Here is a 17,218-nt window from a genome sequence, read left to right as displayed (position 1 = left end):
TTATTCAACTATATTAATCGTTACCACAAAAAACTACTATCTCTGAAAGAACACTCCATCCCCTGAATAGTATAGTGGAACGGTCTTCCTGCCTGGGCGGTGGTCAAGGAAGTTCTTGTATGCAAATCCTTTCACTTCATCCTCGCTAAACCTTGCCAATAGCTCGTTGATCAAGGCGGGGTGCATCGAGGCATCTTCAAGACCAATGATTTTTTCAGTGATGCCGTCAAAGTCGGAACCTAATCCGATTTGCCGGACGCCTCCAAGGGAGCAGAAGTGGTCAATATGTGTGATGAGGAGATGGAAGCGGAACCTCTTTCGGTAACAAAAGGCGGATTATAAATGACGTGGATCAGTCCATTCTTTTTGAATAAATGCGTTGCCTGCTCATCCGTCAAGTTCCGAGGATGATCGCAAATTGTTTTTGAATTGGAATGACTCGCAATTGGAAAGTGGGCCAAGTCCAAAACGTCCCAAAACGCCTTTTCGCTGAGATGGGAAACGTCCGAGAGAATGCTATTTTCATTGCAAAATTGAATAACTTCTTTACCAAACGCCGTTAAGCCTGCACCCCGCTCTTCCTCGACTCCATCCGCAGCTAAATTCGCATTGTTCCACGTCAATCCTATCGAAAGGACACCAAGTTCACGTAGAATCGACAGCTTCTGCATATCATTTCCGATGCAATCGACACCCTCGAGCGTAAGAAACGCACCGATCTGCCCTTTTTCAAGCCGATCAAAATCATCCCACGATTTCAGCGCCTTCATATTCGTATTTTTGCCAATCACTTCGGTATAAAAGTAATGGATCTGATCGAGTGCCGCCTGGAATTTTTGGTCCGACTTGATGGATGGTGAAATGAAGATGGCGAAAGCTTGGATTAGAACTCCGCCCTGTTTCAGTTTTTCGTAAGTGACATCGAGATCAGTGGAATCTTTAAATGTAATTTTCCCTTTTGCTTTATGCATTCTAGCCAGTACGTCGCAGTGCAGGTCAATGATATTCAACGGCAACCATCCTCTCAACACAAGCTTTCATGTAAGCGTTGAATAAGCGCATGGAAACCTGATCGGCATTTTGCATCAAAGCCTCAGGGTGCCATTGTACGCCTACGACGAAAAGGTGATCTGTACTTTCAACCGCTTCGATTATGCCGTCGCTTGCTTTTCCAGATACGATGAGCGGAGAGGGGACATCCTTTAACGCTTGGTGATGATAAGAATTCACCAAGATTTTGTCGGAAGTCGCGATGGACTTGAGGATAGTGTCTTTTTCAATATGGACCGTATGTGATTGGTGATCCCTCTTCGCCTTTTGATCGTGCTGCAATACCGGAATAGTGATTTGCGAGGTGATGTCCTGGTAAAGCGTTCCGCCGAAAGCGACATTCAGCACTTGGTGACCTCTGCATATTCCAAGAATCGGTTTATCCAAAGCGAGCATATACCTCGTCAGTTCCAATTCGATCGAGTCTCTTTCGGGCGTCACGTTTCCAAGTTGCGGCAAAGGCTCTTCATCGAATAGTTGAGGATTTATATCACCTCCGCCTGTGATTAGTAAACCATCGAGTAGCGTGGTAATTTGCTGTACGTCACTTTCCACCCCTGTCGGTATGATAAGAGGTATACCTCCTGTAGTAATGACTGCTTGGATGTAAGTGTGTTGGAGCGTATGTGCAGTTGAATCTATGTTGGAAGTAATGCCGATGACCGGTTTCAAATCTCAATCCCCCTCTTTTAGTGAAAGCCTCTGAGTATACACCTACACCCATCAGAATAGTCAGACGAATGAGTTGTTTTAACTTTATCAAACGTGAAAGAGCCTTTCAAGATGATTTCAAAGAAGAATATGAAAGAAAGACCTATGAATATGAAACACCTCTGCTAAACATATAACTAGCAAAGGTGTTTAGTCGTTTTGTTCATTTAGTCGACAGGCGAATTGCTCGTCAATGTCAATTCAACCGTCCGTTTTTGGGAGCCTGAGTAAACGGTGAGCGTCGCTTTGTCTCCAATCGAAAGCTCGGAATAAAGGAATTTTCGCAGCTCCATTGAGTTGTTAATGTCGGTTCCGTTAATCGCGGTGATGACGTCCTGCTCTTTCAATCCCGCCTTCCCCGCAGCAGATGTCGGGTCGACACTTGCGACCATCACGCCGCCTTTTACTTCTTGTGGAAGGTTTTGCACATACATATACGGAACGTCGGCCAAGTCCGCGAGGCTGACACCGATATAAGGCCGCTCGATTTTTCCGTTCTTCGTGATTTCTTCAAGCAATGGGACGACGTCATTGCTCGGGATGGCAAATCCGAGGCCTTCCACGCCGTTTTCCGCGATTTTCAAACTATTGATGCCGATGACTTTACCATCCGGCGTCAGTAAGGCGCCGCCGCTGTTGCCGGGATTGATGGCTGCGTCGGTTTGGATGACGTTCATTTCCCAGTTGCCTGCAGTTGTTTTCACATCGATAGAACGTGATGGCGCACTAATGATGCCTTGTGTGACGGTGCCGGAAAAATCCAGGCTGAGCGGATTTCCGATCGCGACGACCGAATCGCCTGCCCGCAGTGTGTCGGAATCCCCGAACTCAAGGGCGGTGTCGACTTGTTTGCTACTGATTCTCAAGACGGCCAAATCGGTCAATGCATCGCTTCCGATCAGCTCCGCAGTCTCCTTTTCGCCGCCTTGCAAAGTCACTTCGACTTTGCCTGCACCTTCGATGACGTGATTATTCGTCACGATATAGGCATCGTCGCCATCGATATTATAGATGACTCCGGAGCCCGTTCCGAATTCCGAAAGCTCGGAGCTGCCGGCGAACCGGTTGCCGTTATTTTTAAAGTTTGATACACCGACAATCCCTTTCGATGCATGCTCCACCATATCGGAAAGGGTAGTGGGGGCATTCGCCGAAGTTTGGACGATATTCCGAGTCGAGGACGAACTCTCCGTCATAGCCGCTGTTTCCTCCTTAACTATCTTTGCCTGCAATATATCTGTGTTCGCCACAACGCCCAACGTAAGCGCAGAACCGAGAATGCCCGCTCCGACTGACGAGATGAAACGTTTGCCGAATGAACTATCCATAACTAAAACCCCTTCCTTGTTCTTGTTATTTTCATTGTAAAAGGAAAGTATGAACAAATTATTACGGCGGAATGAACAAACGGTAAACATTGCTCTCATATGAAAATCTAATCTATGTAACTTGCAATAATTTATATAGTCAGATAGAATGGAATTAACAGACTCTTCGTTTAATAAATGTAAGCGCATTCAAATTGAATGGCGCTGCATGCTTCTGCATATGGTGGCTTTGTGTGCAATTTTTGCACTTACTATAGCAATCTTTAAAGAATAGGGAGGAATGGAACATGGTACAAGCTGTTGAGAATCACGTTTATGCATTTCCGAACACAGAAGGGGCTAAGGTGAATTTTAAGGAACGCTATGATAATTTTATCGGCGGAAAATGGACAGCCCCAGTGAATGGACAGTATTTCGACAACCCAACGCCAGTCACGGGCAAAGTGTTTACGCAAGTGGCGCGTTCGACTGCGGAAGATATTGAGCTTGCGCTAGATGCAGCCCATGCTGCGAAAGATGCTTGGGGGAAAACGTCCGTTACGGAACGGGCGAATATCCTGTTGAAAATTGCTGATCGCATGGAAGCGAATCTTGAGATGCTTGCCGTTGCGGAAACATGGGAGAACGGTAAAGCGGTTCGCGAAACGCTGAATGCCGATTTGCCGCTCGCAATCGACCATTTCAGATATTTCGCTTCGGCAATTCGATCGCAAGAAGGCGGCGTCAGCCAAATCGACAATAATACAGTGGCGTACCATTTCCATGAACCGATTGGAGTCGTCGGTCAGATCATCCCTTGGAACTTCCCGCTCTTGATGGCGGTTTGGAAGCTTGCACCTGCGCTCGCTGCCGGGAACTGCGTCGTGCTGAAGCCGGCTGAGCAAACGCCTGCGTCCATCTTAGTATTGATGGAATTGATCGAGGATCTATTGCCTGCAGGAGTCGTCAATATCGTCAACGGTTTTGGTCTCGAAGCGGGCAAGCCGCTTGCGTCGAACCCGCGGATCGGTAAAATCGCATTCACAGGCGAGACGACGACTGGCCGCCTCATCATGCAATATGCATCACAGAACTTGATTCCGATGACGCTTGAGCTTGGCGGGAAATCGCCGAATATCTTCTTCGAGGACGTCATGGCGGAAGACGATGAATTTCTGGATAAAGCGATTGAAGGCTTCGTCATGTTTGCCTTGAACCAAGGTGAAGTGTGCACATGCCCTTCACGTGCATTAATCCAGGAGTCCATTTACGACAAATTCATCGAGCGTGCAATCGAGCGCGTCAAAGCGATCAAAACCGGCAACCCGCTCGACCCGACAGTCATGATGGGCGCACAAGCTTCAACGGAGCAATTGGAGAAAATCCTTTCGTACCTTGATATCGGGAAACAGGAAGGGGCAGAGTGCCTCGCTGGTGGAGAGCAGAACAAGCTCGGAGGAGAGCTGGCGGATGGCTATTACGTCAAACCGACTGTCTTCAAAGGGAATAACAAGATGCGTATCTTCCAAGAGGAAATCTTCGGGCCGGTCGTTTCCGTCACGACATTCAAGACGAAGGAAGAAGCGTTGGAAATTGCGAACGACACATTATACGGCCTAGGAGCGGGCGTCTGGACACGCGACATGAACACGGCATACCGCTTCGGACGTGGCATCCAAGCAGGTCGCGTCTGGACGAACTGCTACCATGCATATCCGGCACACGCCGCTTTCGGAGGCTACAAAGCATCCGGAATCGGACGTGAAAACCACCTGCAAATGCTGTCCCATTACCAACAGACGAAAAATATGCTCGTCAGCTATAGCGAAGACAAATTAGGCTTCTTTTAATTAATAGAGGGATTTCTGATTTTCGAATGAAAGGAGGAATGCCGATGCCCGAACGCGTTCTTGCAACGGACGCCGCTCTGGAGTTGATTGAATTATTGAAGGGAAAGCATGGCCCATTGATGTTTCACCAATCGGGAGGATGCTGTGACGGCTCCTCCCCGATGTGCTACCCTGAAGGCGACCTGATCATCGGAGATCAGGACGTCCTTCTCGGACATATCGGAGGGACGCCTTTCTACATGCATAAAAACCAATACGAGTATTGGAAGCATACACAGCTGATCATTGACGTCGTGGAAGGCAGGGGAGGTATGTTCTCCTTGGAGGGGGTGGAAGGGAAGCGATTTCTTACACGGTCCCGAGCTTTTACGTCGGAGGAAAATGAACAAATTCAGCAAGCTTCCAAGGCATGACAAAAAGGTTCTGGACAACCGATCAGGTGTCCGGAACCTTTTTCAAATTACTGATTGGATAGACTCAATAATTTCGTCAACAGACTCGCAGCAAATGCGCGCGTCGCTTGTTCAGTCGGTTTGAAAGCTCCATCCTCCAACGAAATGACACCGAGTCCGCTCATCGTTGCAATTGCATGGACCGTCTCCGCGTCATAATCACCCATATCAGTCGGAGGAGTGAATGAATTGGACTCAGACATAGCGCCGCCGAGTTCACCGATAGCTACACGCCATACCATTAGCGCCAACTGTGCACGACTCACATTCTGCGTCGGTTTGAAATGACCGTTTTCACCTTTGACGAGGCCGTTTGCAAATGCCGTTTGAATATCGGATTGCGTCGCTGCGGCATAATCGCCGATATCATCGAATGGCACCGAAATGTCTGCGGCCGGCAAGTTCAGTGCCCGCACGAAAACTGAAGCCGCTTGCGCCCGGGTCAATCCATTATCCGGCTTGAACGATCCATCCGCATATCCATTGAAAATCCCGAGTGAAGCGGCTTGCTCAATCGCTTCTTCGGCCCAATGACCTTGAATATCGTTGAATAATGAGGCTGCCGCTTTCGTCGTCACTGTGACGGAAGGCGAATCCTCGCTGCTCATGCCGTTTTCATCTACCGCCAAGATAGAAAATGCATACGATTGATTTTCTTCCAAATCCCCGACCGTGAATGTAAACACATCTCCTCCAACAGATCCGACCTTTTCATCGCCGAGATAAATATCATACGTCGCAATCTGACCTTTAGACGTCGCCGGCTTCCAAGCGAGCGTGACAGAATCCGTTGTCACTTCATCGGCTACAAAAGCATCGACAGGTATCCAAGGATAATCAGCTTGTACTTTATTCCAAAACTGTTCCGCCACAATCTGATAGCCTTCAGGACTTAAGTGGATATTTTGCGGATTGGGCAAATTGACTTTGAAATCCTTTGCAACGATATCGGCAGTCTCCACCCAATCGACATTCGGCAATTGCGCTGCCGTCTCAATCGCTTTATTCACACCGTCCAACAGCTGTGCGAGCAAAGGTTGAATCTCCTTAGGTAGGTGAGGATAAGGATTGTAATAGCCCATCACATACACTTGCGCGTCAGGATTAATCTTATGGATTGCTGTAATGATCTGCATCAAGTTTAGACCCACTTGCTTAATTTCCATTTGAAGCGCTTTCTCGTCATACGTCAGAGCAAACGTCGACGGATCAATTTTCACATGCGCAAGCACATCGTTCGCGCCGGCACTGATCGTGACTAAGTCTGCTTTGGCAATCGCGTCATGCAGTTGGATGGAATTGCCGTCAGCATCTTTCCGCGTCACATTTGCTTCGATGTCCTTCAGTACATCCTTAGTCGTATAGCCAGGCACAGCGAATGTTTTATTGAACGAATCCAATAGCCCTGTTTCTTCCAGAGTGCCTGCCAGGTAATCGGCATAGCCTTCACCCATTTTACCGAGATGGTCCATCCCTGCTGCGAGCGAATCCCCTAACGCGAGATAACTCGCGGAGGCGACCCACGTCGGTGCGGCAACTTCGTTTGCACTATGCTCGACAGTAGTGTCGGCGTTTACAATTTGAAGGGGAGCCATTCCCACATACAGTACGAGCGCCAACAGAGCGAACAGATTACATATGAACTTTTTTCCCATATTTCCTCCCTTTAGAACTGTTTTTTACATTTTACCTGACAATTGAGAAACTTTCAACGCGGTGAATAAGTCGACTTGGGACAAACTCCTAGCTGTTCTCCAAATGTATGTCCGCTCCTCAGAAGTTATTCGGAAATAAAATAAGGCGCTTCTCATAAAAGAGGAAGCGCCGGAATATTGTTAAATAAATCGTTTTCTTTCTTCCGGAGAAGGAAGCATGCACGCACCTTCATTTTTGCCGAACCACCGATAGCGGTTGCGCGCAAAATAGTCGTAAAAGCCGTCACGGATTTTACGTGGGACGAGTATAAATAGAAACAAGAGATGCCATAAGCCATCCAACTTTTTTGCGATACGGAGTGCTGCGGAAGATTTTGTGTACGCCTTTCCGTTTTCAATCAATACGATGCTATCGACATCATCCGGAATTTGGTATTGCTTCACATACTTTTCGCCGGTTTCGCTTTGCAATGAAGAAAAAAGGAAGTGGGCAGCAGGATCACGTTTTATTATGAATTGCACACTTGAATTACAAAAGTTGCATTCTCCATCGAATAATACAATTCGTTTCATCGTAGTGGCTCCTTCCGACATGCTTAGTATTATTATATCCTTATTGAACAAAAAGAAACGCAATCTATGATTCTTTACGTAATACAGAAAATTTGGTATAATAGTAATATCGGGAGAGGATGCCGTAGCTTTTCTATTACGGTTGTCGTCTTCATTTCCTGTCACATTTGCCTTGGGTAACATGTAAAGGAGAGTGATTGAATGGAACGCGTATTCATTGATCCGTACGAAATGGAACTGAGGCAGGACCCTGATTTCATCGCATCTCTCGAGATGATTGACGAAGGTTCACCTGTCCATTATCCGCAGTATACAAAGAATGTGAAAGAAGCTGCGGGATTTGATCCGAAAGAATTGCCGCGAGTTTACCAATAATAAAGTGTAACAGGGCTGTCTCCAATCAATGGGGACTGCCCTTTTTTATTACTAGAAGAAACGAAGTTTCAAAATTTTAAAAATAAGGGATAGATAGACAGATAGCATAAAAGAGAGCATTTTCACTTTATTGCTTCCGAAGGAGGAGAGGAATCGCCATGAAGTTAGCACGCAATATTATCATTGCCCTCATTGCCGGTGTCGTTGTCGGACTAATTCTGAACTTGTTCGCCCCGGAAGTTTTCGGATTTATGGATAAGTACCTGTTCAAGCCGTTAGGAAGCATCTTCCTGAACCTTATGAAGATGCTCGTCATCCCGGTCGTCTTTGTTTCCATCGCGCTTGGAACGGTAGGCATAGGTGATCCTAAGAAGCTAGGAAGGATTGGAGGGAAGACGATAGGATATTTCTTGGCTACAACTGCCATCGCCATCGTCATTGCCCTCTCCTTGGCACTCATGCTGAAGCCGGGTGCAGGAGGAAACTTTGATACGTCAGGAGCGAATTATGAAGCGGCAGAAGCACCGCCAGTCATGGATACGTTGCTGGGTATCATCCCGACGAATCCGGTCTCTGCAATGGCAGAAGGGAATATGCTGCAAATCATCTTCTTTGCAGCTTTAGTTGGATTCGGGATCGCAATGCTCGGCAAGCGGGTGGAGCGAGTCACCGAATTGCTGGAGCAGGCGAATGAACTAATTATGTATCTCATCACCTTCGTCATGAAGTTTGCACCATATGGAGCTTTCGGCTTGATTGCGTCAGCAGTCGGCAGTCAAGGATTCGACGCGCTGCAGGCGATGGGGATGTATATGGGCGTTGTCCTAGGCGCTCTTCTCATCCACTCGATCGTCGTCTACGGGGGCACGGTGTCCTTGCTCGGAAAACGGAATCCGATCTGGTTCTTCAAGAACTTCTTTCCGGCGCAGGTCGTCGCCTTCAGTACGGCGAGCTCCGCGGCAACGCTTCCGATTTCCATGAAGACTGCGCAGGAGAGGCTGAAAGTGCCGGAGTCGATCAGTTCTTTCACACAATCTTTAGGCGCGACGATCAACATGGACGGAACGGCAATCATGCAAGGGGCGGCAGTTGTTTTCATCGCCCAAGCTTATGGCATTGAACTGTCAATGGGACAATTGCTCACCGTCGTCCTTACCGCAGTCCTTGCCAGCATTGGGACTGCCGCCGTGCCGGGTGCAGGGCTGATCATGCTGGCGATGGTTTTGACATCTGTCGGTCTACCTGTCGAAGGAATTGCACTCGTCTTAGGGGTCGACCGACTGCTTGACATGGTGCGTACGGCCGTCAACATCACAGGAGATGCAGCTTGCGCAGTTGTCGTTGCTCAGACGGAGGGTGTCCTCGGCGAACCGGATGATGGCCGGGTGCTAGCTAGTACAAAGACTATCTGATTCATCGGCAAAAGCATACATGAGAGCTGTCCAGAAAGTAGCTTAGACTGATTTTCCGGACAGCTTTTTGCTTAAGGTAGCCATACATAGGCTAATGTGACAAAGTGTATAATATGAATATGACAGACGGCGTCTTGCACGAACAGAATTGACGCTTGCCGAGAAGGATGAGATAGATGAAACGGACAATTGTATGGTTCCGTAAAGATTTTCGGTTACATGATAACCCTGCGTTATGGGAGGCGGCCGAAGAGGGAATTGTCATTCCTGTCTTCATTTGGTCAGAAGAAGAAAAGCAGGCATACGCGGAGAGTGAAGCCTCCTTATGGTGGCTCTACCATTCGGTGGCATCTCTTGAAAAGGGGCTTCAGGCACGTGGCTTGAAGCTCTTTATTAAATCTGGAGATGAGTTTGATGCGCTTGTCGAAGTAATGGAAGAAGCGGGTGCGGATGCCGTTTATTTCAATGAACGCTATGAGCCTGCTGAGAGAACGAAGGGAAGCAGGATTGCAGCACAGCTCGAATCGATCGGGATGGAGGTGCAAACATTCCACGGACTCCTTTTATTCAATCCCGATCTTGTGAATAAACTAGGCGAACCTTATAAAGTGTTCACTTCTTTTTGGAAGAGGTGTTTGCAGGAGACTGTAGACCGCCCGCTGCCTGTTCCAGAAGGGATGAAAGGAACAGACCGAAAGATTGAAACACTTTCCTTGGATCAGTTACGCATGTTGGATAAACATCCGTGGCATCAGAAATTCCACGAGTACTGGGAGCCCGGGGAGGAAGCGGCGGTTGAGAAATGGGAACAGTTTTCTGATGATGGAATATTTTATTACGGAACAGAGAGGGACCTCATTTCGAGCGGTTCTTCCTCTATGCTCTCTCCTTATCTTGCTGCAGGTAACATTAGTGTGAAGGCGATGTGGCATTCTGCGAAAAGAGTATATGAGGAGATGCCGGAAATAGAGTTTCATCGATCGATTGATACTTTTCTTAAACAATTGATATGGCGTGATTTTGCCTACCATCAACTGATTCATTACCCAGACATTATTCGGATCCCATTGCGGAAGCAATTTGCAGACTTTCCTTGGCAAGGCACAGCTGAGCAACTCATGAAATGGAAAAGGGGGCAGACGGGCTATCCGCTCGTCGATGCCGGTATGCGGGAACTGTGGGAAACAGGTATGATGCATAACCGTGTACGAATGGTAACCGCCTCGTTTTTAGTCAAACATCTGTTGATTCCGTGGGGAGAGGGCTACGACTGGTTCAAAAATACGCTCCTCGACTTTGACACCGCCAACAACGCAATGGGATGGCAATGGATAACAGGATGCGGCATTGACTGTGCACCTTACTTTAGAGTCTTCAATCCGTTCTTGCAAAGTGAAAAGTTTGACTCGGATGGCGAGTATATACGGAAATGGGTGCCGGAACTTTCCGGTCTGCAAGCCCCGTATATCCATAGGCCGTGGGAAGCGCCACCGTCCGTGTTAGAAGAGGCGGGCATTCAAATGGGTGTGACATATCCCTTACCGATTGTCGATCACGCCGCTGCGAGGAAGCGTGCATTGGAAGCTTATCAGCAAGTGAAAGGGAAATAGATTGAGGAGAAGGGGAAGACAAGCACACAGAACAAATAACTAGTGAAATTCATATCGTCCATGGTCGCTCGCCCGTATGTCCCGGTCTTTTTCACATGTAATAGGTAGAGGGGGGTGAGTGAAGATGATGATGCAACACGGACACTGTGGAGGACATTGTGGAGGACAGTGCGGAGGATTTTGTGGAGGAAACCGGATGATGCCAATGAGCCAACTGCAACCAATCGTTTGCCCGACACAATGTCGCTTCAATGACCAATTCTTCCCAGTTGAACAACCGTATATTCATCCGATTGTCAACGTCAATAGGCAGCATCCTGTTATCACGCCGCGGCACTATTTTACTGAGACAACGGAAACCGTAATGGGCGCGCCGGTATACCCTGGACAAGGGCCTGGTTTCGGTAGAAGGGGCAGAGGCTTCTTCGGCTTTGGGAGAAGAGGGTTCTAACAGCAATACAGCTGTCTCCGGCGTCGAGCACTTCGACAGCGGGACAGCTTTTTTGTTTTTTTGAATCGCGACGGTGGAGAGAAGCAGACACATAAAGCTCTCCGCGTCCAAAGCAATCCTCCGCGCGTCCAAAGCACCGCCATCCGCGCCCAAACCAACCTCCCACGCGTCCAAAACACCACTCCCCACGTCCAAACCCCATCCAAAAAAAGCCGCCCCCACATAGGAGGCGACCAACAAGTCAATCCACATTAAAATACCGCGCGTCTGGATGCGCAAATACGATGGCCGATACCGATGCTTCCGGCTCCATCATGAACTCCTCGGTTAAATGGACGCCGATGTCTTCCGGTTTCAGCAACCCGAAGAGTTTAGACTGATCCTCAAGGTTCGGACAAGCCGGATAGCCGAACGAGAAGCGCTGACCTTGGTATTTGGCAGCGAACCGGTCGCGCATCGTGAAATCGGTGGCGTCCGGGAATCCCCATTGATCACGGATTTCCTGGTGGACACGCTCGGCGAATCCTTCCGCCAATTCAAGCGCTGTCGCTTGGAACGCATGGCTCTCGAGGAATTTCCCTTCCGCCTTCAACCTGTTCGCATACTCCCGTACACCGTGTCCCGCCGTTACTTGCATGAGCGCAACATAGTCCATCTCACCGCTTTCCACCGTCTTCAAATAGTCGGCGAGGCAGAGGAACGGCTCCTTGCTTTGACGGGGGAACGTGAAGCGTTCGATTTCCGTCTTCGCGTCTTCCGGATCATATATGATCACATCGTCTCCGTCCGCCTGCGCGGGGAAGAACTGGTACAAGCCGGAAGCGGAGAGATTGCCGGATTCCAGGAAGCCCGTCACCATTTCATGAAGCTGCACTGCACGCTCCTCGCCATTCGAAAGCATCTTATCGACATTGCCGCGCAACCCCAAATGATGCCCGATCAGCGTCCGCATATTGACGTAAGGGTACAAATGCGAGACTGAGTAATCTCTAAGGACACGTCTACGCAAGTCCGATGGGACGAAAACCGGCGCATCTTCCCGCACTGTCTTCACTGGCCTCGGTAATACGGCAACCGCGGTATCCCGCGTCGCACGAATCGCCTCTGATTCGATACGCTTCTCCTGCTTTTCCACGAGTTCATTCAGCAAAGCCTCTTTGTCTCCGCCCTGCAACCGGTTGGCAAGGTCGAGTCCTTGCATCGCATCCTTCGCATAGATGACCGGCCCATCGTATTCCGGTGCGATCTTCGTCTCCGTGAATCTTCGTGTCAATGCAGCGCCGCCGACCATGACAGGCGTGTCGATGCCTGCCGCCTTGAAATCTTGGGCGGTGAGCACCATTTGCTGTGCAGACTTCACGAGCAATCCGGACAGCCCGATAATGTCCGGCTTCTCTTTCCGGATGACGTCAATGAGGGTCGCTGGCGTCACTTTAATGCCAATATCGATGACGCGGTACCCGTTATTACTCAAGATGATGTCGACAAGGTTTTTCCCGATGTCATGGACATCCCCTTTGACCGTAGCCAAAATGATTTTTCCTTTACCGGAATCGTCCTCTTTCTTCTCCATGAACTGCTCGAGGAATGAAACCGAAGCCTTCATCACTTCCGCGCTTTGTAATACTTCAGCTACGATCAGTTGGTTATCGTTGAACAGGCGGCCGACCTCCGACATCCCTTCCATCAACGGTCCGTTAATGACTTCGAGCGGCGAATCATACATCTCGAGCGCCGCCTCCAAGTCAGGGATCAGGCCTTCCTTCGTCCCTTCGACGACGTAATACGCGAGCCGTTCAGGAACCGTCTTCGGAATATCGTCCTCGGTCTTCTCTTTCTTCTTATCCCGGTAGAAATCCGTGAAATCCGCAAGCGTCTGATCGGTTGTCGTGAACAGAAGATCATTCGCAAGTTTTATTTCATTCTCCGGAATGGAAGCGTACCGTTCCAACTTCTCCGTATTGACAATCGCGTAATCGAGTCCCGCCTGGGTGCAATGATACAAGTACACCGCGTTCAGTACTTCACGGCCGACAGGGGGCAGCCCGAAGGAAACGTTACTCACGCCGAGCGTCGTCAACGACCGCGGCATTTTCTCCTTGATCAGCCGGATGCCTTCGATCGTTTCAACTGCCGAACCGATGTATTGTGCATCACCCGTTCCGACAGGGAACACGAGCGGATCGAAAATGATATCTTCAGGAGCGATTCCCCATTTGTTCACAAGGAGATCATAGGAGCGTTCCGCAATCTCAAGCTTCCGTTCGCGCGACACTGCCATTCCGATTTCATCAATCGTCCCGACGACGACAGCAGCGCCGAATTTCTTCACGAGAGGCATCACCGCGTCGAATCGTTCTTCGCCATCCTCCAAATTGATGGAGTTGATGATCGCTTTTCCTTGGGAGAACTTCAACGCCTCTTCGATGACCTTTTCATCCGTCGAATCGATGACAAGAGGCACTTTCACCTTTTTGACGACTTCCTGCATGAAGTTCTTCATGTCTTCAAGCTCATCACGATCCGGATTCGCAAGGCAAATGTCTAGGACGTGAGCACCGCCGCGCACTTGAGCACGTGCAATCTCGGAAGCCTCCTCGAATTTTTCTTCGACAATCAACCGTTTGAACTTCCTTGAACCGATGACATTCGTTCGTTCGCCGATTAACAGCGGGCGCATCGATGGGTCATATAATAACGGTTCGATGCCTGAAACAGCATGGTCATGCCCGTTCTCAGGCTTCTGGCGCGGGGTGAGACCGTCAACCGCTTCACGGAGCGCGCGGGTATGATCAGGGGTCGTGCCGCAACAGCCGCCGACCATATTCAGCCATCCTTTTTCCGCGAATCCTTTCAGCTTCAAGGATAAGGATTCAGGCGATTCATGGTAATGACCTTCTTCGTCAGGCAATCCGGCGTTTGGATAGCACGTGACATAGCTCGTCGCAAGATCGGAAAGTGAGCGCAGATGATCCGTCATGAATTCCGGACCTGTCGCACAGTTCAATCCGACTGACAGCGGCTTAATATGCTCAATCGATATATAGAACGCTTCGATGCTTTGCCCGGCCAAAGTCGTTCCCATCGGTTCAATCGTCCCCGATATCATGACAGGGAGCTCGATACCTGTTTCGTCGAAAGCCCGTTTGATCCCGATTGTCCCCGCTTTTACATTGAGCATGTCTTGGCTCGTTTCCATCAATAAAAGATCAGCACCGCCTTCGATCAATGCCTTTGCTTGCACATAGAAATCGTCAGAAAGCTTGTCGAATGTAATTCCTCCTGTGACGGAAAGCGTCTTCGTTGTCGGACCGATTGCGCCGGCGACGTAACGCGGCCACTCCGGTGTCGAGTAGTCGGCTGCACATTTTATCGCGATTTCCACAGCCTTTTTATTAATTTCAGAAGCCCGGTGGCCGAGGCTGAATTCGTCCAGTACGAGGGGGGTGCCTCCGAATGTGTTCGTGCAAATGATATCCGCTCCCGCCTCCAAATAGGCCCGGTGGATCTTATCGAGGATATCGGGGCGAAGGATATTCAAATATTCGTTACAGCCATCGTATTCCTCTCCGCCGAAATCGTCTGTCGAGAGATCTTCCGCTTGCAGCATTGTGCCCATCGCTCCGTCTATGATGAGGATTCTGTTTTTTAGCTGTTGTTCGATTGGATGTTTAGGCATGGACAATACTCCTCTCCTTCTTCCCGTCAAGTTCTTTTATATGGCTGATGAGTTCCAAAGACATGTCATAGCGGAGAAACGGCGTAATGATATAGATGCCGTTGAATAGTTCCGCTGCTGTGTCGATCAGTTCCTTCGCTATATTAATGCCTTCCTGTGTCGCTTTTTCACGGTCATCCCCGCATGCGGCCATCCGGTCGAGCACCTCTTCGGACAGTTTGATGCCCGGCACTTCATGGTGCAGGAATTCGGCATTCCGAATATTTGTGAGCGGCATGATGCCGATGAAGATCGGCGTATCCAAATGCTTCGTCGCTTCGTGAATGTCGATGATCTTCTCCTTCGTATAGACGGGCTGTGTAATGAAATAATCCGCCCCGCACTCAATTTTCTTTTCGAGCCGCTGCACAGCACGGTCGAGAACGCGGACATTCGGATTGAACGCTGCAGCGACCGAGAATTTCGCCTTTTTTCGAAGAGGCTTGCCCGTGAAGGAAATCCCTTCGTTCAATTGTTTGATGAGCTGCAGCAACTCCATGCTGGAGACGTCATAGACGCTCGTCGCGCCGGGGAAATCGCCCACTTTCGTCGGATCTCCCGTGACGGCGAGGATGTCATGGATTCCAAGCGCATCGAGCCCCATCAAATGGGATTGCAGCCCGATCAAGTTATGGTCGCGGCACGTCAAGTGGACGAGCGGCCGGATATGATGTTCATGCTTCAACATCGACCCCATCGCCATATTGCTAATGCGAGGGGAGGCGAGGGAATTGTCCGCCAATGTGACGGCGTCGACACCGGCTGCGTGCAATTCATTCGCGCCGATGAAGTATTGCTCTGTCTCCAAATGGCGGGGCGTATCTAGTTCCACGATGACTGTCCTTTGCGTTTTGGCCTTTATATGAAGCGGTACGTGTTTTGTAGGTTCCGCTTCCCGGATGATAATCGGTTTTTCAGGTGTGACGATTTTTTTCGTGACCGGCGGCAGTCCCGCCAACTGTTTTTTCGCGGCGGCGATATGCTTTGGCGTCGTTCCGCAGCATCCCCCGATCAGGCGGACGCCCTCATCGTGGAGTAGGGTTGCTGCACGCCCGAAATAATCGGCTTCGGACGCATAAACGATCCGTCCATCCTCGACATCGAGCAAGCTTGCATTCGGAGCTGCGGAAAGGAACGCTCGCTCCGGAATCGTCACTTTTTCAAATGCTTGGATCGTATGATACGGACCTAACCGGCAGTTGACGCCGACGACATCCGCTCCTAACGCTTCCAGCTGATGAAGCGCGTCATTGAGATTCATTCCATTTTGCAAGACACCGGGCTCATCCATTGCGACTTGCGCAATGAGCGGCAGATTCGTTAGTTTCCGCAGCTCGGTAACGACCGTCGACAATTCTTCAAAATCGTAATATGTCTCTAGCAACAGTCCGTCGGGATCGCCGGAAAGCAAAGCGTCAGCCTGTTCACGCACCATCGTCAGCACTTCGGTTAGCGAAGCGTCACTTTTCCGGATGCCGCGCAGACCGCCGATTGTCCCAAGCACGAATTGATTGCCAGGCGCCGCGGCACGCTTCGCAATCCGGATCGCCGCCTCGTTGAATTCCTTTACCCGATGCTCCATACCGTAACGGGCGAGCTTGAGAGAATTAGCACCATATGTATTCGTCTGGATGATATCCGCCCCCGCATCGATATACTCGCGGTGGATCTTCTCAATAATTTCAGGCTTCTCAACGTTCAATTCTTCATAACAAAAATCAATGCCATATGAATACAGCAGCGTCCCCATCGCCCCGTCCGCCACCAGTACATTATCTTTTAACCGATCAAGCAATCTCATAAGAAATCATCCTCTCTTCAATCGATATCCCTTAACCTACTAATCCCTTGTACACCAATCCGGCATGTTGCCATCGGAAAAACGTATAAACGGCTCCAAATACGCATAAATCTTCCCAAAAGCGCATAAACGTCGCCAGACACGCATAAAACCATCAAAAGACGCATAAACGCTGCCAAATGCGCATAAATGCTCGAAATTGCGCATAACCTTCTCCAAAGACTCAAAAACGCATCTCTCTATGCGAAAAATT

12 protein-coding genes and 1 pseudogene are annotated in these 17,218 nt (G+C 49.4%); 6 read left to right on the top strand and 7 right to left on the bottom strand.

Features of this window, described 5'->3' with window-relative positions:
• Nucleotides 1-36: 36 nt before the first annotated feature.
• From NIT04_RS17340 to NIT04_RS17330, 3 genes and pseudogenes are all read right to left on the bottom strand, one after another.
• Nucleotides 37-1,010: pseudogene (locus NIT04_RS17340) on the bottom strand (dipeptidase).
• Nucleotides 997-1,722: a gamma-glutamyl-gamma-aminobutyrate hydrolase family protein gene (locus NIT04_RS17335; protein ID WP_252504758.1), complete on the bottom strand. Its 726-nt coding sequence runs from the start codon at nucleotides 1,720-1,722 to the stop codon at nucleotides 997-999. The pseudogene NIT04_RS17340 and the gene NIT04_RS17335 overlap by 14 nt, the downstream one beginning before the upstream one ends.
• Nucleotides 1,723-1,928: 206 nt before the next feature.
• Nucleotides 1,929-3,089, bottom strand: coding sequence for a S1C family serine protease (locus NIT04_RS17330; protein ID WP_252504757.1), 1,161 nt, complete (start codon nucleotides 3,087-3,089; stop codon nucleotides 1,929-1,931).
• Between the two features lie 287 nt (nucleotides 3,090-3,376).
• Here NIT04_RS17330 and adh point away from each other — a divergent pair, with 287 nt between their 5' ends.
• Together adh and NIT04_RS17320 are read left to right on the top strand one after the other, a co-directional pair.
• Nucleotides 3,377-4,918: an aldehyde dehydrogenase gene (adh, locus tag NIT04_RS17325; RefSeq protein WP_252504756.1), complete on the top strand. Its 1,542-nt coding sequence runs from the start codon at nucleotides 3,377-3,379 to the stop codon at nucleotides 4,916-4,918.
• A 44-nt stretch (nucleotides 4,919-4,962) separates the two neighbouring features.
• On the top strand, nucleotides 4,963-5,331 hold the full coding sequence (locus NIT04_RS17320; protein ID WP_252504755.1) for a DUF779 domain-containing protein: 369 nt from the start codon (nucleotides 4,963-4,965) through the stop codon (nucleotides 5,329-5,331).
• A 47-nt stretch (nucleotides 5,332-5,378) separates the two neighbouring features.
• Here NIT04_RS17320 and NIT04_RS17315 read toward each other — a convergent pair whose 3' ends face one another.
• Both NIT04_RS17315 and NIT04_RS17310 read right to left on the bottom strand, forming a co-directional pair.
• Entirely contained in the window at nucleotides 5,379-7,025 is a 1,647-nt protein-coding gene (locus tag NIT04_RS17315; RefSeq protein ID WP_252504754.1) for an S-layer homology domain-containing protein, read from the bottom strand.
• Nucleotides 7,026-7,205: 180 nt separating this feature from the next.
• On the bottom strand, nucleotides 7,206-7,598 hold the full coding sequence (locus NIT04_RS17310) for a thiol-disulfide oxidoreductase DCC family protein (RefSeq protein ID WP_252504753.1): 393 nt from the start codon (nucleotides 7,596-7,598) through the stop codon (nucleotides 7,206-7,208).
• A 201-nt stretch (nucleotides 7,599-7,799) separates the two neighbouring features.
• On the opposite strand from NIT04_RS17310, the gene NIT04_RS17305 reads away from it, so the two are divergent.
• From NIT04_RS17305 to NIT04_RS17290, 4 genes are all read left to right on the top strand, one after another.
• Complete coding sequence (locus tag NIT04_RS17305; protein ID WP_252504752.1) at nucleotides 7,800-7,973, top strand: hypothetical protein; 174 nt, start codon at nucleotides 7,800-7,802, stop codon at nucleotides 7,971-7,973.
• Nucleotides 7,974-8,131: 158 nt separating this feature from the next.
• Nucleotides 8,132-9,385, top strand: coding sequence for a dicarboxylate/amino acid:cation symporter (locus tag NIT04_RS17300; protein ID WP_252504751.1), 1,254 nt, complete (start codon nucleotides 8,132-8,134; stop codon nucleotides 9,383-9,385).
• Between the two features lie 176 nt (nucleotides 9,386-9,561).
• Nucleotides 9,562-10,995 carry a deoxyribodipyrimidine photo-lyase gene (locus NIT04_RS17295; protein WP_252504750.1) on the top strand — a complete coding sequence of 478 codons (1,434 nt, stop codon included), beginning with the start codon at nucleotides 9,562-9,564 and terminating at the stop codon, nucleotides 10,993-10,995.
• A 196-nt stretch (nucleotides 10,996-11,191) separates the two neighbouring features.
• Nucleotides 11,192-11,446: a hypothetical protein gene (locus NIT04_RS17290; protein WP_252504749.1), complete on the top strand. Its 255-nt coding sequence runs from the start codon at nucleotides 11,192-11,194 to the stop codon at nucleotides 11,444-11,446.
• A gap of 241 nt (nucleotides 11,447-11,687) precedes the next feature.
• Here NIT04_RS17290 and metH read toward each other — a convergent pair whose 3' ends face one another.
• The gene (gene metH / locus NIT04_RS17285) at nucleotides 11,688-15,125 is read right to left on the bottom strand and encodes a methionine synthase (RefSeq protein ID WP_252504748.1); all 3,438 of its coding nucleotides are present in this window, start codon (nucleotides 15,123-15,125) and stop codon (nucleotides 11,688-11,690) included.
• Entirely contained in the window at nucleotides 15,118-16,965 is a 1,848-nt protein-coding gene (locus NIT04_RS17280; RefSeq protein WP_252504747.1) for a bifunctional homocysteine S-methyltransferase/methylenetetrahydrofolate reductase, read from the bottom strand. The genes metH and NIT04_RS17280 overlap by 8 nt, the downstream gene beginning before the upstream one ends.
• Nucleotides 16,966-17,218: the final 253 nt, after the last annotated feature.

Source organism: Sporosarcina sp. Marseille-Q4943 (assembly GCF_943736995.1).
GTDB lineage: Bacteria > Bacillota > Bacilli > Bacillales_A > Planococcaceae > Sporosarcina.
Note: the sequence above shows the minus strand (reverse complement) of the source record. Positions and strands in the feature narration are given on the sequence as shown.

Coding starts and splice junctions, on each gene's coding strand:
- NIT04_RS17310 (WP_252504753.1), bottom strand. CDS start 7,598: ATGAAACGAATTGTATTATTCGATGGAGAATGCAACTTTTGTAATTCA.
- adh (WP_252504756.1), top strand. CDS start 3,377: ATGGTACAAGCTGTTGAGAATCACGTTTATGCATTTCCGAACACAGAA.
- NIT04_RS17330 (WP_252504757.1), bottom strand. CDS start 3,089: ATGGATAGTTCATTCGGCAAACGTTTCATCTCGTCAGTCGGAGCGGGC.
- NIT04_RS17295 (WP_252504750.1), top strand. CDS start 9,562: ATGAAACGGACAATTGTATGGTTCCGTAAAGATTTTCGGTTACATGAT.
- NIT04_RS17280 (WP_252504747.1), bottom strand. CDS start 16,965: ATGAGATTGCTTGATCGGTTAAAAGATAATGTACTGGTGGCGGACGGG.
- NIT04_RS17290 (WP_252504749.1), top strand. CDS start 11,192: ATGATGCCAATGAGCCAACTGCAACCAATCGTTTGCCCGACACAATGT.
- NIT04_RS17315 (WP_252504754.1), bottom strand. CDS start 7,025: ATGGGAAAAAAGTTCATATGTAATCTGTTCGCTCTGTTGGCGCTCGTA.
- NIT04_RS17305 (WP_252504752.1), top strand. CDS start 7,800: ATGGAACGCGTATTCATTGATCCGTACGAAATGGAACTGAGGCAGGAC.
- metH (WP_252504748.1), bottom strand. CDS start 15,125: ATGCCTAAACATCCAATCGAACAACAGCTAAAAAACAGAATCCTCATC.
- NIT04_RS17300 (WP_252504751.1), top strand. CDS start 8,132: ATGAAGTTAGCACGCAATATTATCATTGCCCTCATTGCCGGTGTCGTT.
- NIT04_RS17320 (WP_252504755.1), top strand. CDS start 4,963: ATGCCCGAACGCGTTCTTGCAACGGACGCCGCTCTGGAGTTGATTGAA.